Here is a 17,842-nt window from a genome sequence, read left to right on the forward strand (position 1 = left end):
TCTTTCAACGGGCCAGAATGCCGCCATCGATAGCGATGCATTCACCGGTGACAAAACTGGACGCATCAGAACAAAGCAATAGCGCCAACCCCTTGATTTCTTCTGGCTGGGCGATCCGCCCAAGCGGAACTTTTTCAGCGAAGGTTGATTCGACATCCGGATCGTGCAACCTGCCGCCTGCGATATTTGTCAGAAACGGACCCGGCGCAATGGCGTTGACCAGAACATTATACTGGGCGAGTTCCATAGCCGCTTGCCGAACCAAGTTAACAACAGCGGCCTTACTTGCCGCGTAGGCATATCCCACGAGCTCTTCTGACCGAATACCAGCTACCGAAGAAACGACCAGGATGCGGCCAGAACGCTGAGATTTCATCGCGGGAGCGACAGCGGCTATGGAACCAAAAACGCCGGTTAAGTTCACGTCGAGTACCCGATCCCAAGTGGCATCCTTCACCGCATCCAACTGTCCAATTTCCGTGTTATATCCGGGGCCTGCGGAAATTCCTGCGTTCGCCACCAAGATATCGATATGCCCGAACGCACCATGAATTTCGGCAACCGCCGACCGGATTCCCGCGCGATCACCAACGTCGATCCGGCGTGCACAAGCAGTTGCTCTGCCAAGGCCATTAACGTGTTCGACCGCGTTTGATAAACGCTCCTCATTAGTGGCTGACATAACAACGGTAGCCCCAGCTGCCGAGAGAATCTCCGAGATTGACAGTCCCAATCCACTCGAAGCACCGGTTACCAGCGCGACACGCCCTTCGAGATCAAACATGTCAAGCATCGAGGACGCCTTCAGACTGTATATGGTCCGCTAGATCGTCCAAAGCCGAACGGAATCCGGCAAACATCTTGGTGATCTCATCCTCCTTTATGATCAAGGGTGGGGCGAAGCTCTGAATGTCGGCCATGCCCCGTGGAATAATTCCATGGCGGTGCCCGAAACGTCGCAATAGTGGCCTTAGCTCGCGCAGTGTTTCGGGCTCGAATGGCGTCATGTCGGCCTTACTTGCGACAAGCTCCACAGCACCGGCAAGGCCGATCCCGTGTGCATCACCAACAAGAGCGTGTGTCTTCAATTCAGACAAGCCGTTTTGAAATACCGGCGAAACACACCGGACATGATCAATCAAATACCGTTCTTCAATGAGTTCGATGTTCCGCAATGCGACTGCCGAAGCAGTCGGATGGCCAGAAGTGGTGAAAGCTTGCAGAAACATTCCGATTTGCGATGCTTGTTCAACGACACCGTCGAAGAACTCATCCGTCATCGCGATCGCTGCGATCGGAAGATAAGCCGAGCAAAGTCCTTTCGCCATCGACATCAAATCGGGCCTGAGCCCAAATGTTTCGCAAGCAAACAAGTTTCCAGTACGTCCAAAGCCCGAGATTACCTCATCAACCACCAATAGAATGTTGTACTTTTTTAGAATAACCTGAAGGCCATCGAAGTAACCTTCCGGCGACATCTGCATTCCGCCAGACGCGGAAATAGGATCGATGAACATTGCCGCGATTGTTTCCGGCCCTTCGTCCAGAATTGTATTCTCGAGTTGCCTCAGAAGACGCGCTGTGTACTGCTTTTCGGATTCAGCGGCTCGCATGGCTCGAAACATATGTGGCCCATCGACTTTTAAGAAGCGTTCAATCGGCACGTCAAACCCCTTGTGCATCCGCTCCATTCCAGTAAGGCTCGACGAGGCGACAGTATTCCCGTGATAGCTTCCGCAACGGGAAATTATCTTTTTCTTTTCGGAAAGACCCAACGCGTTGTTCCTGTACCAAATCAAGCGAATAATCGTGTCGTTAGCTTCCGATCCTGAGTTTACTAAGAACACTCTGTTCAGTTTTTCTGGTGTAATTTCAGCAATCTTGTCGCTCAGTCGCGCAGCCGGCGCTGTGGTGGTTTCGAATAAAGAGTGATATGTTGGAAGGCGAAGCAGTTGTTGATATGCAGCGTCAGCAAGTTCTTTTTCGCTGAAACCAAGAGCGGTTGAGAACATTCCGGCCGTGCAATCTATGTAACGATTTCCGCCACTATCAATCACATAAACGCCTTCTCCTTTCTCGATGACAGTCAGCGTGTTTTCATCGACGGCGGCGAGATCTGAGAATCCATGCACGTTGTGAGCAAGGTCCAGTGCCACAATAGAGTTGGGTTTTGATATGACCATACGTTGCCCCACTAGATGCGCATTAGTAAGGAGGGATAATTCGATCAAAAACGGAAATTTTTCTCGATGCGCATATGCAGGGGTAGCTTACAGTACTATCATTTTTGTTCAACATTTTTTGCTCTGAGACAACACTCCGGTATGGTTCCATGAATGGATTGCGCAGGCTGAGGGCATAACCCTGACGTCATTGCTCAATCGGCCAATCTCTCGACCTTAGCAATGCGCACTCGCGCAGGCCTCCTTCGTACCAACGCAACACGGTCTATTCGCAAAGAACTCCGGCGCCTTAACACTGCGACGCTTTCGCATAAGATTGGCGCGACATTCTTTACCCGCTTGGCCACCCGGAAAATGCTCATCGCCAAATCCAAGCCTGTCAAACAAATCTCATCTATGGAGGCCTTCATTCAGGGTTTTTGCAAACCCAAAATAGCAAGTCTAGCCCAGTGCAGGCGTCTGCATCTTCATAGAAAGCTCAATGAGTTCAATTCAATCTTCAAAACAGAACTGTCTGTCCCCGACAAACACCGTGCTCACATTTTTTGGCAAATCTGAAATCTTGTCCGCGAGGTAGTTATCTAGAAGCTGTTGGCAGGTTGCTCAAATAGGAGGTTGTAAGATGTAGTTCAATCGACGAAGCTGCGTTCTTCGACAATACGCATGGCAGTGCGAAAGCGTGCGCTTGCCACCTGTCTAAGGAAGCATTGGTTGCCCGGACTCTAAACACGTACGAACACCAGAGATTAGGTTGGCCTATCGTTTAGAACGCATAGCTTGAAGCCTTTTCGACACCGTCTTAGATTAAAGCGTCAAGCAGGCCAAAGATACGAAGCGATACTGGCTATCTACGGCCCGGTTTCTGGTGTAACACTTGGGTGTACGTTACAATGGTCAACCTCCTTGCTGTATATCTGGGTCGCTAACACAACTAAATCTGGCAATGCCAGCATGCTTGAGGCCTAGACGCCTGCTAGATGATTGGCCCGAACGCGACGGACATTGTTGGATCGCTCTTGAATGAGTCTCCAAGGCTAGTGATGGGCGGCAGTTGGCGTTACTCATGATCGAAACCTTGTTTCGAAACGCCACAGTTGCACAATCGACCATAGCAACAACAATAGGCATTTATTAGAATGTTAAAATGGTGAGAACTGCTTTGACCGTGAAGCTGCCAGAAACTTCGGGCGCGGCTCAATAGCTGACCATTTAATCGCGCTGCCCAAAACAAGCACTAAAAAAACCAGTACAAAAACCAGTTTACATTTTCGCGGAAGCTGGGCGTGAGCCTGCCTTCTTGGGCGACTTTCGAGATTCCAAACCCGATTTCTAAAGCGTCATCACCATCGATGAAGTGATTAAAGTCATCCACAGTCTTTTTGCGAATGCCGAATTTCACGAGACCCGAGTTGCTTCGCAAGTGCTTGCTCAAAGTGATACAGAACCTTCTTAACCGCGCCCTAAGCGTTGCCGAAATCTTCAAACAATCACAGAATGGACAAGGGATGAGCCCGGAGTTGTGCTGACCGTAGTTGGCCTAGACCGCATCCGGTTGGTTGTCTGGCGTAGCTCTTTCGAAAGCGTCAATAGCCATGCTTGCCTCGAAGATTCGCGATATGGTCGGGTAGGGTGCAAGAGGAACGTCGAAGCGCCGGTTGTTAATCACTTGTCCGGCAAGGCAAAGATCGGCCAGACCGGGCGTGTCTCCATGGCAGAACTTACCCGTTTCAACTTCTGTAGCGAGCCTTTTTTCCAATGCGGTGAAACAGATCTCCGCCCAATGTCGAAACCAGTTTGCCTGAGCCTCGTCATCCGCTCCGAAATGGTCACGTAGATAGAAAAGCACCCGAAGGTTGTTGATCGGATGCACATCCAATGCGATCATGTGCGCCAAAGTGCGCACACGCGCGCGACCGGCTGCGTCTGATGGCAAAAGTGCAGGCCGGGGGTGGGTTTCATCCAGCCATTCTATGATTGCAAGAGATTGGCTGAAAACGCCATCATCGGTTTCCAGTGTCGGCACTAATCCTTGCGGGTTCAAACCTAGATAGTTATCGCTCTGATGTTCTCCCTTACGAAGGGCATATGAAACGTACTCGTAATCTAGCCCTTTGAGGTTCAATGCGGCCCTCACCCTGAAAGAGGTCGAGGACCGGAAGAAATTGTGCAGCCGAAGGCTCATTATACGGACTCTCCGATAGGGGTTCGGATTACGCCAAGGCCGTCGATTCCGCCGGTGATCACGTCACCGGCCACAACTGGGCCAACACCTGCTGGCGTGCCGGTCATAATGATGTCACCGGCCTCAAGGCTGATGGAATGCGACAGGATCGAGACGTGCTCTTTTACGGACCAGATTAGGTCCGCCAGATCGGCGTCCTGCTTGACCACGTCGTTGACTGCCAGCCAGATGCGACCCTTTTCAAGCGATGCCACCTCCGCCATCGGCGTAATCGGGTTGAGCGGAGCCGAGCGATCGAATGCCTTGCCAAAGTCCCAAGGCCGGCCCTTGTCTCGTGCATCCAGCTGCAGGTCACGGCGGGTAAGGTCGATGCCGACGCTGGCGCCCCAAAGGTGATTGTAAACGTCTTCCTGCCTAATATTCTTGCCTGCTTTGCCGATATAGACCACTAACTCGATTTCGTAGTGAAAGTCGCTGGTGCCGGGCGGGTAAGCCACAGTTTCGCCGGTCTCGACCACGGCGTCTGCTGGTTTTGTAAAGAAGAACGGTGGATCACGATCCGGGTCTTTGCCCATTTCACGCGCGTGTGCGGCATAATTTCGACCGACGCAAAAGATGCGGCGAACTGGGAAACGGGAATCGCTGTTTTTTACTGCAACGGAAGCTTGCGGGTAGGGTGGGAATACGTAGTCTGACATGGAGATGCTCACTTGTTACCGCGATGCTCGCGGAACAGACCCAATTTTTCTTGCACGGGTCTGTCGGAAAAGGCAAAGAAAACAGCGTCTTCGTCCGGCTCATGTACAACTTCGTGCCAAGATGGCACAACAAAAGTATCACGCTCTGACCATTCAAACGTCCGACCGTTAATGTGCGATCGACCTTTGCCTTCAAGCACGGTAAAGCCCGTGGCATCAGTTGATCGGTAGGGCAAAGTAATGAAGTCCTTTGGCAGCAACTGCAGGCAAGTGCCGATTGTCGGCATCGCCCAGTCGCCATTAACCGGGTTTATGTAGCGCATCTTCAAGCCTTGGTAGGGGTCCCATTCCTCAAGCTTGCGCATCTGCTCCAGGGCTTCACGCGAGCGGTCGTATGGGTAGTTGAAGATCGGCGACGCTGGCGTCGAGCGTTCATAACCGACAGGCAACATGTTGGTGCCATAGCGCGCATTACTGTCGCCTTCGGGTTTGTCGATTTTCTGCTGATCGTCGCCCATGCCTTCTGCAAAAGAAGCGTCAAAGAACTGCACGATTGGGACGTCTAGCACATCGAGCCAAAAGATCGGGTTGTCAGAAGAGTTCTTGTGGTCGTGCCACTCCCAGTGCGGAGTGATGACAAAGTCGCCGTTGCGCATTTCGGTCTGTTCGCCATTGACGATGGTTTGACCACCCTGGCTGTCAAGTACCAGCCGCAAAGCAGATTGGCTATGGCGGTGCGCCGGTGCAACTTCGCCAGGGGTCACGAGTTGGATGCCAGCATAGAGCGAAGTAGTGATCTTACTTTCCCCGCGCATGCCGGGGTTCTCAAGGATCAACACACGGCGCTCTGCTTCTTTCGCGGTGATGATCTTGGATGCCTCAAGAAGACGATCCTTGATCGGGTCGAAGTGCCAAATACCAGGTTGGCATTTGGACTTGGGTTCGGGGGTAATGATATTTCCCATTACCGCCCACAGTGCGGAGATACCCTCGGGCTCTATCGCCTTCAGAAAAGCTTCACGCTCTGGGGTATCTGCGGGTTTTTCAAAAGACATAGGTCAGACCTTTCATGTGCTATCGTACCGGAGTCAGGCCAGCCCGACGGTCAGCGGGTCATAGTTGTATAACCACGTGGCCCGATCGGCGGCGGGGTCTTTCTTAGAGAATGCTTCGCGGAACTCTTCATGGGTGTCGAAGTGGAACAACTTTGCGTGCTCAGTTGATTCGTTCACGATTCGGGCGGTTCGCTCCAGACGAGCGTTCTCATAGACTTTCAGTGCCTTCGGCAACGGATCGAACTCTTCTAACGCGCGCGCCAACACAGCGCCGTCTTCGATCGCCATCACGGCACCCTGCGCCATGTAAGGAAGGGTGGGGTGCGCCGCGTCGCCAAGCAAAGTCACACGATTGGTCGACCAGAACGGCAACTTGGGGCGATTGTTCAACGCCCAGCAATAACACTTGTCGCGATCGGCCAGGTCGATCATGGTCTGAACATCTTTGTGGAAACCGGCAAAATCTGCCTTCAAGTCTTCCCACGGGGCTTGGATTGTCCAGCCTTCCTGCGTCCAATCAGGTTTTTCTACGCAGCCTACAAAGTTCAGGTATTCGCCCTTGTGCACCCAATAGACCACCATGTGTTTCTGGGGACCCATCCAGTTGACAAAGATCTTCTCCATGAAATTTTCGGGGAGACGCTCTGCCGGAACCATGACGCGCCAAGCCACGTTACCGGTAAAATTCGCAGGCTCTGCGCCATGCATTTGCGCACGTATCACGGACTTGATGCCGTCTGCCCCAACCAACATGTCGCCGCGGACGCTTTTGTCGCCTGCCAATCGAAGTATGACCTGTTCGTCGTGCTCCTCGTAGCCGCTGACCGCGGCATTGAGGTGAATCGCGTCTGGTTTGAGTTCACGCACTCGGTTGGCGAGAATCTCGTGGATGTCTGGGCGATAGACGTGATAGTAGGGCGCGCCAAATTTCTTTTCGTGCGCGTCGCCCAACTGGATGGTAGAGACGACTTCGGCGTTGTCGTGTAGGCGGAATTCGGTGCGTAGCGGGTGCACCGCCACTTTTGCCAGTTTGTCTAATACACCGATGTTACGCAGCACCTTTGTCGCATTGGCGCTGACCTGAATACCTGCTCCCACTTCACCAAGCGCAGGCGCCTGCTCGTAGACATCAACGTCGTAGCCCGCTTGCAATAGGCTTGCTGCAGCTGCAAGTCCGCCAAGGCCAGCTCCTGCGATAAGGATTTTTTTGTCTTTGTTCACGGGAGACCTCCAAATCTGTCGAACAAACAATGAGGAATGCAGATGGAGTCGTCAAACACCCGACCCTTAAAATGGACAGATGAAATAACGATTCTCCACCTGCCGCCAAAACAGACTCTTTTTGCGAGAATATTTGTAGTACACTTTTGGTCACCTTTCGGTCGGCAAGGTGCCGTCGATGTTCCAGAGTCCAAAATATATTCCGTCCGCGCCGTCCTGTTCGGCAAGCAAGTTACGAATAGCGGCGTCCGACATGGTGGTGGATCGTCTTGAGTCCAAAGCCCATTTTAACAACTTGTCCTTAAGCTCCTCCAGCACGCCGTTAGGTGGAGCTGCGCCGATATCATTTAGCTCTTTGGGGTCATTTTCGAGGTCAAAGAGCATAGGACGAAAGGGAGGGGCAAACACGATTTTCCAGCGCTTGGTACGCACCATATAGAGACGACTATTGCGAATTCCCAGATCCAGATCTGCACCGGCGGGCCTCTGGATGAAGTCGTACTCACTGAACACCGCTTCGCGCCAATCCCCGATTGTGTCGCCATGTAGATGCGACAATAAAGATCGCCCTTCAAGAACGTGATAGGCCGGAGCGCCACCAGCCCAGTCAACAAAGGTAGGTGCCAGATCTATGGCCTCGACCAGAGCATCACAGACCGTGCCGCGCGTTACATCGGCCTTGGCCATCGGGTCGCAGATAATCAGCGGCACCTTGGCAGAGGGATCATGAAACAAGTCCTTTTCGCCAAGCCAATGGTCGCCAAGATAATCACCGTGGTCCGAGCAGAAGACGATCATCGTCTGCTCAAGTTTCCCATTCTTACGCAGATGCTCCAACAGGCGCCCTACTTCATCATCGATCTGTTTGATAAGGCCCATATAGACGGGTACCGCAATGTCGCGCACGGTGTCGTTGGAATAGCTTTTTGAATCCTGGTGATCGAGAAAGGCAGCGTAAACCGGATGCGGATCGACACGTTCTGCAGCGTCACGCACAGGAGGCACTACATCTAAAGGGCCATACATGTCGTGGTAAGGCGACGGTGCACTGAGCGGCCAATGCGGTTTTATCAATGATGTATGCACCAACCATGGCTTATCGCCGGCCTGATCAATGTACTCGATGGTGCGGTCGATGATGTAGGATGTTTCGCTCTCGGCGGCCTCAATGTTCGCTGCGTAGGCGGCGTTTTCCAGAAACCAGCCAGAGCGTATGTTTCCAGCCTCGTCCCGGCCACTGTTGGCGTTGTCATGCCAAGGATTGGCGGCGTAATAGCCGCGGTCTTTAAGAAATTTGTTGTAAGGCTGTTCCGGCTTTGGATTGGGGAATAGGCCATCGTGCCTATCCCAGACATCGAACCCGCACTCGGACACACGCGCGCCGATCAGACTATCAGGTGGGATGCCCAGCCGCTGCATGCCTTCGATGTCCGCGCGCATATGGGTCTTGCCGCACAAAACCACAGTCATGCCGACTTCTCGCAAGTGGTCGCCCAATGTGCGTTCGCCGATGTTGAGCGGAAAGTCGTTTCCCAGAGCTCCATGTGTGGACACGTACCGCCCAGTGTAAAAGCTCATGCGCGATGGTCCGCAAATCGGAGACTGCACATAGGCATTGGAGAACCGCACACCCTGATCGGCCAACCAGTCAATGTTAGGGGTTTGCAGGGTTGGGTGACCAGCGCAGGATAGGTAGTCAAAGCGCAGCTGGTCACACATGATCCAAAGGATGTTACGTGCAGGCATGAGGCCATCCGTCCCTTTTAGCAATGGCTACAACAAGGCGTCACCGGGCGACTCGAAGATTCCGCTGCCTTCGGCATAAAGCGTCGGCGTCCTCAACCCGCCAAAGACCTCCCATTGCATCAGTTCGTCGGGGTCTTCGATTTCAACATCAAACAATACTTCCGGATCCTTTTCGCGGGTGTATTCGAGAATGCGGGCTTTGGTTGCGTAATCATCCGGGTGGCGCACCATGGAGTTCATTTCGTCGTAGCTCATGTCGTCGCGGTCTGGCATACAGATAGAGTGCACTACCAGCATGGTTTCGGTGTCTTCTAGTCGGTGCGCATCGCCCATTGCCCAGGTGCGCTCTATGATCTCGCTGCCGATGTGCGCAGAGGTCCAGACTTCGCGCACGGTCATTGCCTTTTCGTCGACCTGATATTCAACCCCGCGGCTGAAAGTCTCGTGAGGGTCCTTTGGCGGTGTGAAAGGCCGCGCCCCTAAAATGCCATTGTCGAACATGACGATCGTTCCCTCCGAGGTGACGCGCGGGTTATGACCGTGCCAGGGCCAACGGAAGTCATCGCCGAGAGGGGTTAAGAGCTTGGATTGAAGGTCTTCGCTCCAATCCGAATGCTCGCCCAGAATCCATTTGATTTGACCGCTCTTACGGTCGACCTTTAAGACCGCGTCTTGCAGCCGCAACGATACGATCACGCTATCGTCGCGTTCGTCGTAACACACACCGTTGCCATGGGTCCAATCGCCGTGCTCAGGGAATCCACGCACGTGCCAATAGGATTCCAGCGCATTGTACCCAATTCGGTTGATATCGAGATGATCAAAGCTGTCCCAACTCCAGACAACTTCGCCGTCGCGGGTGAACTCCAACACTTTGTCGCCCACTACCCATTTGTCAGAGCGCGGCGCGTCGGGGTCAAATTCCGAGGAATACCAGCCTTTTGCCAACCGTGCGTTGCCCGACAACGCTAGGAAGTTGCCGTTCGGCAACTGGTGAGGCTGGTGATGCAGGGTCTGCACCGGAACGGCGATCGCACCGGGAGCGGGTCCTGCAGGACGATCCCGGGCGAACCACTCCTTCTCAATTTGCCCCAGCATGTTCAACTCGGTCGAGCGGGAATCTGTATTGTGGTAAAAGATGTTGCCCGACTGAAGCCGCTGGATGCCGGCAACACGGCGCGACAGCTTGTGACGCCAGCGTACACGACCCTGTTGGTCAAGCGCGACCAGCATGGCCCAACCCAGCATAAACTCCCTCTGCCGTTCTGTCAGGTCACGGGGGCGACCAAGCGCACGGCGGCGGACTGCTAAAATGGTATATCCCGGTGACATGCGGTCGGGTTGAGAGGTGTTCACCCGGATCGGAGGGAAGTCGCGCGCATCCGTCGGCAAGGCCGTAGGGGTGATGGTCAGCGGTCTCTTGTGGGTCAGAGCAGCTCCGTCATCTCCGACGATCTGAACTGTCAAAACGGCTGTAATGCCCGGAAGCAGCCCGAGAATCGGCAACCCCTCGACCGTCTGATCACCACCCGGATAGATGATCGTATAGGTGAGCTCACCCTGCACAACCCGAATCCGAGCTTCTTTGTGGCCAATGGCCAAAAAGGAAACGACCGCCACTTGTGGCGTGTCGTCGCTTGGGCCAGACCTAACCTTGGGTGAAGTCTCAAACCTGAGTGTGTTGTCCATTACGAAAGTCCGTGATCTTTTCATTTGCAATACTGTGCAACAAAATAGGGCGCTCTGTCCACTGTACAGTCAGCTTTCGATATCGCGCCAAAACGATTATTTTCCGCTTAAATAAGCATAAAAGGGGTACAAATGCGTTGACAGATCGATCAACGTTAACGCAAATTATTGTTCAACATAATTTGACGCCTGTTGACTGACAGGCGGAGCCAACGGATGTGGAGGTCCGACTATGATCAAGTCCATTCTCAAGGCGACAGCACTTGCATTGATGCTGAGCGCGTCCAATGCAAGCTCAGAAACACTTCGCGCGCACACCACCGCAGCAGGTTCGGCTCCGAACACAGTAACTAAGTTGCTGTCACGCTACGCTGGCGAAGCGGGCATTGATATCCAGGTATCTGAAGGTCAGGTCATGACCCGCTCAATGTTTGTCGTGGCGACTGGTGGCGCTGAACTGATGTCGGCCATTGTTGGCCAATTTGCGCGCCTGCAGTCCGGCACTGGTCCGTTTAGCGATATGGCGGATCAAGCCCAGGACGCCTCGACCAAACTGCGCTCCATCATGTCGTTCCCAGTGGGCGCCTTGCATGCCCTGACCTGGGAAGCCAACGGCATAGAGAGTTTTGCGGACGTGGCCGGTAAGCGAGTTTATACCGGACCAGGCGGTGGCGGCGCCTCTGTCGACAACGAAGAAATGATTGAGCTGCTGACGGGCCTGAAAGCGGGTGATGACTACGAGGCCGTACGTATGCCCTGGCGCGAGGGCATGCAGGCCATGCGCGATGGCCAGGTCGACGTAATGTTTCGTGTGGCTCCAATTGGTTCGGCAATCATCCAAGAATTTGGTTTGTCCAAGGGCATCCGCTTCCTAGGGTACAGCGACGATGAGGCGGCCTCTGCAGAATTCCAAGCCTATATGGGCGTTCCGGGTCGCGTCTCGTTGAAGCTGGAGCCAGGTACCTATGATGGACAGGCAAATGAAGAGGCCATCGGCATTAGTGCATTCCTTGGCGCAGTTGCCTTGAACGATCAAGTCAGCGACGACACGGTCTACACCCTGACCAAAGCGATTTGGGACAACTTTCCCGCCATCCAAGACGCAGCCATTTTCCTTAAGTCGGTCGACCCGGCCAATCCCTTTGTTGGGTTGAACATCCCTTTGCACCCGGGGGCCGTTCGTTACTACGAAGAAGTCGGCATCGCAATACCGGACACTCTGCGCCCGTAAGTGAACCTAGGTGTCCGTGTTGCTCTTAAGAGCGCGGGGGCTTTCTACAACATCAATGAACTCGTCAGTGCCGCATGGGGAGGGCGCATATCATGACAGAGGCCCCGGAATACTACGGAAAAATGAGGGTCGTCGCGCTGGTGATTGGGTTTTTGATCGCCGCTGTTGGTGTCATCAACGCGTTTCCAAGTCTTTTTGGAATGCCCACGCCCGGTCCGTACCCGCCGATCATTTTGCGACCGGCGATCTTTTTTGCCTGCGTTCTAATCTTTGTTTTTAACAAACCTTTCGCGCTCGACCTCGAGCCCACTATGGGGGCACGCGGTCGCCTGATTGGTTTTGCGGCTGACGGAGTAGTTCTGGTCTTGATGGCCGTTGCCTGTCTACAATTCGTCAAGGTTATGTCGATCCTGGACCAACGGCTGTACTTCTTCACACCCACTGACGCCTGGATCGCAACCGGGGCTGCGTTTTCAGTCGTATACCTGTGTTGGCGCGCCTGGGGGGCCCCGCTGGCTATCGTTGCTCTGACGCTCCTGGTTTTTTTCTTCACTAGTGATTACTGGCCCGGTTTCCTAAACCGGGTTTCGCCCGACTTTGTCGAAGGTGCCAGTACAACACTCTGGTACGGGCTAGCCTCGGGCATTCTTGGGTCGATCACCGCGACCATGATCCTTACGGTTTTCGTGTTCATCATCTTTGGACAGATGCTCGAGGGCACGGGTGCAGGGATGTCACTAATTCGTGTGGCCTTTCGCCTAACCCGCCGACTCAAGGGTGGACCAGCGCATGCCGCGATCGTATCATCCGGCCTGTTCGGAACCATGTCAGGCAACGCCGTCGCGAATGTCGTGGGCACTGGCGTTCTAACCATCCCCATGATGAAAAAGAACGGGTTTCCGCCACATTTCGCCGGCGCTGTGGAAGCGACAGCCTCGAGCGCGGGTCAAATCATGCCACCAGTCATGGGGGCAGCGGCCTTGGTATTGGCGGATTTTGTTGGGGAATCTTACCTCACGGTGATTACTGCTGCTCTGATACCTGCGCTGCTTTATTATATGAGCCTTTTTAGCGCAGTTGTTTTCGAAGCACGCAGACTCAATATCGGGCGCTCGCCGGAATTGGCTAAAGAAATGGAGATGGAGCGTCAGGACATTCTCAACCTGGCGATGGTCTTTGTTCCAGTCTTTATTATGATCCTGTGTCTAAAGTTAGGCATGTCCGCAGCAGGCGGCGGTATATTCGCACTACTTTCCAATGCTGCTCTAAGCTTCATAAATCCTGACATCCGTAAGAACCCAATGCAACTTGTGAAGTCCTTTGCTTCGGGCGGAGTCGCCTTCGCAAACATGATGATGGCGGTAGGCGTCATCGGCATTGTTGTAAGTGTGCTCGGTGCAACCGGTTTACCTACGGATTTTGCCAACTCTGTGAGCCGGATTTCTGAGGGCGCATTGTTTTGGACTTTGCTAGCTGCTATGTTGGCAGCACTTGTGTTGGGCATGGGGATGCCAACCTTGCCAGCGTACCTCACTATCGCGTTGATTCTGGGGCCAACACTGCGCCAATTCGGATTGAGTGATCTTTCGTTGCACCTTTTTGTACTTTACTACGGTGTTGCTTCATCGATAACACCGCCGGTGGCCATCACCGCTTATGCGGCTGCGGCAATTGCCAAGTCACCTCCCCTAAAGACCTCAATTTATGCTTACAAGGTGGGATTGGTGAAGTTCATCGTACCATTCGTGTTTGTTTACAACCCCGTCCTGCTTCTGGTCGAAGAAGGGTTTTCAGTCGTAGATCTGATAGCTGTTTTGTTTCGCATCATCATTGCAATCTTCTTGCTGTCTTCGTCACTTGCCGGCTTTGACAGAAAGCATCTGCATCCGCTTGAGATATCACTCCGGGTTGTGGTCGCCTTCTGCTGCCTGGTTGTGGCCCCTGCAGTGCATTGGCCGGCAACTGCGGTTGCGATTGCCATTTTTATTTTGCACTGGGCTTCGGCGCGCCGCACCGAAAATACGAGCGCTTGATAGAAGAGCAGTCCAAAATCGAAGTGGGTAAAGGTTGGCTTACTCTGGGTCGTTGTCCTGCGATTCCACTTGTTGCAGCATCAGGTTCCGATACTCGCGGCGTACTGTCTCAATATGGGTTCTCATAATCAGCCTCGTCAGCTTGGAGTCACGCATTTCAAGCGCTTGGATTATCCGGCGATGGTAATCTATTGAAACCTCCGAATTCGTCAGGCGTCCGAGCTTGATGAACATAGCCGCTGGGATCTCGACAAGATTCTCGACCATTTCATAAAGGCGCGGGTTCCCATTGCACCGATGAATGGCATTGTGAAACCTTGCGTTGTGGTAGAGGTAGCTGCGGTCGTCCTGTGCATCGCCGGAAAAGTAATCAGCTTCAAGTTCGGCCTGAATTGTCCTGATGTTGTCCAAATCCGCTTCGGTGATGCACTCGGCCGCCAAGCCAGCACTATAGCTTTCCATCATCGCTTGGACGTCGAACATCTGTTCGAGTTGTCGACCATCAACGTTCGTGACATGCGAGCGTTTGTTTCCGCCGATTTCGATCAGACCTTCGTTAGCCAACTGCCGGATTGCTTGTCGGATTGGTGTCCGGCTGACATTGTAATCGCGTGCCAAGTGTTCTTCGCGCAAGTGATCGCCCGGTTTGAATGTGCCATCAAGAATGGCTTCCTTAAGCAGGGAGTAGGCGTTAGCGCGTGCCGTAAGTTCACTCATGGACTGGTCCTGTTTCCGTTTTTGGACGGGTCGGCTGTTTAAGTCACGAAACCGACACGTGGGAGTCGAGTGAGGGGATGCGGCCGCCCGGTTTCAGGATTTCTATGATATTTCCGAACGGATCGCGACAGTAAACAGCTGCGGCGCCTCCTGGAACCACAGTCAGAGTCCCTTCGATAGCGCCGCCTGCAGCCAAAAGCGCTTGGAGCAACGTCTCTGGCGCTTCGCTTTCGATACAGAAATGCCGTATCCCAAAATCTGATGCACGCCTAACCGAAGGGTTAGCTACGCTATGCGGCGAATCGTATTCAAAAAGCTCCAGGTACCCACATGGGCCACTCAGAAACGCGGTCTTGGCAGCAGACCCGGAGAGGCCGGTTATTCCGTCAAATAAGTCGGACGGTGCTTCCCAACCTCCTGAGAACACCACTTTGAAGTCAAACGCGGTTGCGTAAAATCGAACCCCGGCATCAATATCGGGCACCACAAGGCCAATATGATGGAGCCGCATAAGCATAACTTTCTGTAGACCAAAACACTGGAAAAATCTGGTTCTGGTTTGTTGACTCACTCTATTTAACTTATATGAGATAACATAGATCGAAAAAATTGTGCAACAAAAAGGGGTCAGCACTGTGGGCATTCAGTTTCTCGAAGTGCCGAAATGGGGTCTCTCCATGGAAGAAGGCACAGTGGTCGAATGGCTGATCGATCTGGGGGTAGAGTTCTCTGAAGGGGACGAAATCTGTGAGATTGAAACCTCAAAGATCACGAACGTAGTTGAAGCGCCATTCTCAGGTACGCTGCGTCGAATTCTGGCCGAACGAGGTGTGACCTTGCCGGTAGGCGCCCCGATCGCTGTAGTAGCTGACGCGAGCGTGTCGGATGCGGAGATCGACGCAGCTATGGGTGGCGTTCCGCCAGGTGACGTGCGTGCAGTGACCGCGGTCGAAGCATCCGATGGTGCAGTTGCCGCCGCGGTTCCTGTTGCTCAGGAGACGGCATCGCATGCAGCAGTCTCTGCCGAAATACCGGAAGCGCTGCGCGGCGAAACCGCGGCGGGTGTTTTTGCCACGCCAGCGGCCTTGGCTGTTGCACGGGCAAACGAAATCGATTTGGGCCGAGTGACAGGCACCGGGCGTGGTGGTCGTATTTCGGTAGAAGACATCGCTGACGCGGTTGCCGCGACCGGTGGCTCAGTGAGCGCAGACACCTCGCAGGTGGCGCAGGTGCGGGCGACGCCTTTGGCGCGGCGTGTGGCGGATCAGCTTGGAGTCGATCTTTCCGAGGTGACACCCAGCGGCCCAAAGGGGCGCATACTACGGGCTGATGTAGATCGAGCTTCGGCAGTTTCGGAAGTACCCGAACCTGCGAGTTACACAAACATTCCTATGAACGGGATGCGCAAGGCGATTGCCGAGAACTTGACGGCCTCCGCGCGGGATATTCCGCATTTCCGTCTGACTGCGGACATCAAACTTGACGCGCTCCTGGCCCTGCGAAAGACACTGAACGACGCCGCTCCGCAAAAAATCAGCGTGACCGACATGTTGGTCAAGGCGGTCTCCAAAGCACTGGTCGCCGTTCCTGATTGCAATGTTCAGGTGCATGGCGACACGATCCGCAAGTTTAATCACACTGACATCTGTCTGGCCGTGGCTCTGGACGGCGGTCTGATGACCCCCAAGATTGCCAAAGTGGATACTCTGTCGTTATCCGCCGTCGCAGCCGAGGCGGCGCGCCTTGTGGCTGCAGCACGCCAAGGCACCTTGATGCCGGACGAAATCTCGGGTGGCACCTTTACAATTTCTAACCTGGGGATGTTTGGCGTAGATCAGTTTGACGCTATTATCAACCCACCGCAGGGCGCAATCCTCGCGGTGGGCGCTGGTCGGACTGAAGGTCACGGCTATATGAACGGCGACAATCCCGCCACCATAATGACCGTGACATTGTCGAGCGACCATCGCGCCATTGACGGTGCCCTTGGCGCGCAATGGCTACAGGCGTTTCGCGCCGGGGTCGAAAATCCAATGCAAATCCTGCTCTGAGCTCGGAGGGTCCCGCATGGCGACGCGAAAGAAAGCAACAGCAAAGACACCGTCGCTGCCTGGCAGCAACACGCTGGTCACAGCTTACCGGAAGATGCGGGAGATCCGCGAGTTCGAGACGCGCATTTCCAAGGAGTTTGCCGCAGGTACCGTGCCGGGCATGACGCACCTCTACATCGGGCAGGAGGCTGTCGCCGTGGGTGTGTGCAACCACTTGGACGACAACGACTCCATTGCCTCGACTCACCGCGGCCACGGCCACTGTATTGCCAAGGGCTGTGATCTGAAGGGCATGGCGTTAGAACTGTTTCGCAAGGAAGGTGGGCTTTGCAAAGGCAAAGGTGGCTCCATGCACATCGCTGACGTCTCCAAGGGCATGCTAGGCGCGAACGCCATCGTGGGAGGCGCGGCGCCATTGGCTCTGGGGGCAGCGCTTGCGGCCAAGACAACCAGCAGCGGCGCTGTTGCGGTGGCATTTGCCGGAGACGGTGCGACCAACCAAGGTACCACCTTCGAAGCAATGAACATGGCAGTGGTGCTGAAACTACCGTTAATCTTTGCCATTGAAAACAATGGATATGGCGAACATACCGCGCTGGATTATGCGGTCGGCGCAGATTTGACAGAGAGGACACGTGCCTTTGGCATTCCCACTGTTAAAGTCGACGGCACCGATTTTTTCGCCGTGCATGCCGCGATGGCCGAAGCGGTCGAACGCGGCCGCTCCGGCGGCGGCCCCTCAGCCATCGAGGCAGTTGCATTCCGTTGGCACGGCCACTTTGAAGGTGACGCACAAGCTTATCGCGACAAGGCAGAGATTCAGAAATTGCGCGACACCGCGGATCCGCTGGAGATCTTCCGCCAACGCGTGCTTGCAGAAGGCGTGTTGGAGGCAGCCACGCTGGATAAGATCGATATCGATGTCGCCGTGGAGGTCGACGCAGCGGTGGAGTTGGCCATAGCTGCTCCGCAACCTGATCTCACAGAACTTCTAACTGACGTTTACGTCACCTACTGAACCGGGGAAGGACACCAG

The 17,842-nt window shown here is 54.2% G+C and carries 14 protein-coding genes; 4 read left to right on the plus strand and 10 right to left on the minus strand.

The window, feature by feature from the left end; translation table 11 throughout:
• Window positions 1-4 precede the first annotated feature (4 nt).
• From ACR0EV_RS17870 to ACR0EV_RS17905, 8 genes are all read right to left on the minus strand, one after another.
• Window positions 5-793: an SDR family NAD(P)-dependent oxidoreductase gene (locus ACR0EV_RS17870; RefSeq protein ID WP_480801341.1), complete on the minus strand. Its 789-nt coding sequence runs from the start codon at window positions 791-793 to the stop codon at window positions 5-7.
• On the minus strand, window positions 786-2,183 hold the full coding sequence (locus ACR0EV_RS17875; RefSeq protein ID WP_480801342.1) for an aminotransferase: 1,398 nt from the start codon (window positions 2,181-2,183) through the stop codon (window positions 786-788). The genes ACR0EV_RS17870 and ACR0EV_RS17875 overlap by 8 nt, the downstream gene beginning before the upstream one ends.
• Window positions 2,184-3,720: 1,537 nt before the next feature.
• Window positions 3,721-4,365, minus strand: a complete 645-nt coding sequence (gene maiA / locus ACR0EV_RS17880) for a maleylacetoacetate isomerase (protein WP_480801343.1) — start codon at window positions 4,363-4,365, stop codon at window positions 3,721-3,723.
• On the minus strand, window positions 4,365-5,063 hold the full coding sequence (locus tag ACR0EV_RS17885; protein ID WP_480801344.1) for a fumarylacetoacetate hydrolase family protein: 699 nt from the start codon (window positions 5,061-5,063) through the stop codon (window positions 4,365-4,367). Before ACR0EV_RS17885 ends, maiA begins: the two co-directional genes overlap by 1 nt.
• A gap of 8 nt (window positions 5,064-5,071) precedes the next feature.
• The gene (gene gtdA / locus ACR0EV_RS17890; protein ID WP_480801345.1) at window positions 5,072-6,118 is read right to left on the minus strand and encodes a gentisate 1,2-dioxygenase; all 1,047 of its coding nucleotides are present in this window, start codon (window positions 6,116-6,118) and stop codon (window positions 5,072-5,074) included.
• Between the two features lie 33 nt (window positions 6,119-6,151).
• Entirely contained in the window at window positions 6,152-7,339 is a 1,188-nt protein-coding gene (locus tag ACR0EV_RS17895; RefSeq protein WP_480801346.1) for an FAD-dependent monooxygenase, read from the minus strand.
• Window positions 7,340-7,489: 150 nt separating this feature from the next.
• Window positions 7,490-9,085, minus strand: a complete 1,596-nt coding sequence (locus tag ACR0EV_RS17900) for a sulfatase-like hydrolase/transferase (protein ID WP_480801347.1) — start codon at window positions 9,083-9,085, stop codon at window positions 7,490-7,492.
• 27 nt (window positions 9,086-9,112) lie between these two features.
• Window positions 9,113-10,774 (minus strand): aryl-sulfate sulfotransferase, encoded by a 1,662-nt coding sequence (locus ACR0EV_RS17905; protein ID WP_480801348.1) that lies wholly within the window; start codon window positions 10,772-10,774, stop codon window positions 9,113-9,115.
• 232 nt (window positions 10,775-11,006) lie between these two features.
• On the opposite strand from ACR0EV_RS17905, the gene ACR0EV_RS17910 reads away from it, so the two are divergent.
• Together ACR0EV_RS17910 and ACR0EV_RS17915 are read left to right on the plus strand one after the other, a co-directional pair.
• Complete coding sequence (locus tag ACR0EV_RS17910; RefSeq protein ID WP_480801349.1) at window positions 11,007-12,005, plus strand: TAXI family TRAP transporter solute-binding subunit; 999 nt, start codon at window positions 11,007-11,009, stop codon at window positions 12,003-12,005.
• Between the two features lie 200 nt (window positions 12,006-12,205).
• Window positions 12,206-14,038 (plus strand): TRAP transporter permease, encoded by a 1,833-nt coding sequence (locus tag ACR0EV_RS17915; RefSeq protein WP_480801430.1) that lies wholly within the window; start codon window positions 12,206-12,208, stop codon window positions 14,036-14,038.
• Between the two features lie 39 nt (window positions 14,039-14,077).
• On the opposite strand, the gene ACR0EV_RS17920 is transcribed toward ACR0EV_RS17915, so the two are convergent.
• Window positions 14,078-14,755: a GntR family transcriptional regulator gene (locus ACR0EV_RS17920; RefSeq protein WP_480801350.1), complete on the minus strand. Its 678-nt coding sequence runs from the start codon at window positions 14,753-14,755 to the stop codon at window positions 14,078-14,080.
• A gap of 43 nt (window positions 14,756-14,798) precedes the next feature.
• Complete coding sequence (locus tag ACR0EV_RS17925; protein WP_480801351.1) at window positions 14,799-15,266, minus strand: VOC family protein; 468 nt, start codon at window positions 15,264-15,266, stop codon at window positions 14,799-14,801.
• Between the two features lie 124 nt (window positions 15,267-15,390).
• Between ACR0EV_RS17925 and ACR0EV_RS17930 the strand changes: the two genes are divergently transcribed.
• Both ACR0EV_RS17930 and ACR0EV_RS17935 read left to right on the plus strand, forming a co-directional pair.
• Window positions 15,391-16,806, plus strand: coding sequence for a dihydrolipoamide acetyltransferase family protein (locus ACR0EV_RS17930; protein ID WP_480801352.1), 1,416 nt, complete (start codon window positions 15,391-15,393; stop codon window positions 16,804-16,806).
• 16 nt (window positions 16,807-16,822) lie between these two features.
• Window positions 16,823-17,824 (plus strand): thiamine pyrophosphate-dependent dehydrogenase E1 component subunit alpha, encoded by a 1,002-nt coding sequence (locus ACR0EV_RS17935; protein WP_480801353.1) that lies wholly within the window; start codon window positions 16,823-16,825, stop codon window positions 17,822-17,824.
• Window positions 17,825-17,842: the final 18 nt, after the last annotated feature.

The organism is Ruegeria sp. CF8, from assembly GCF_056537285.1.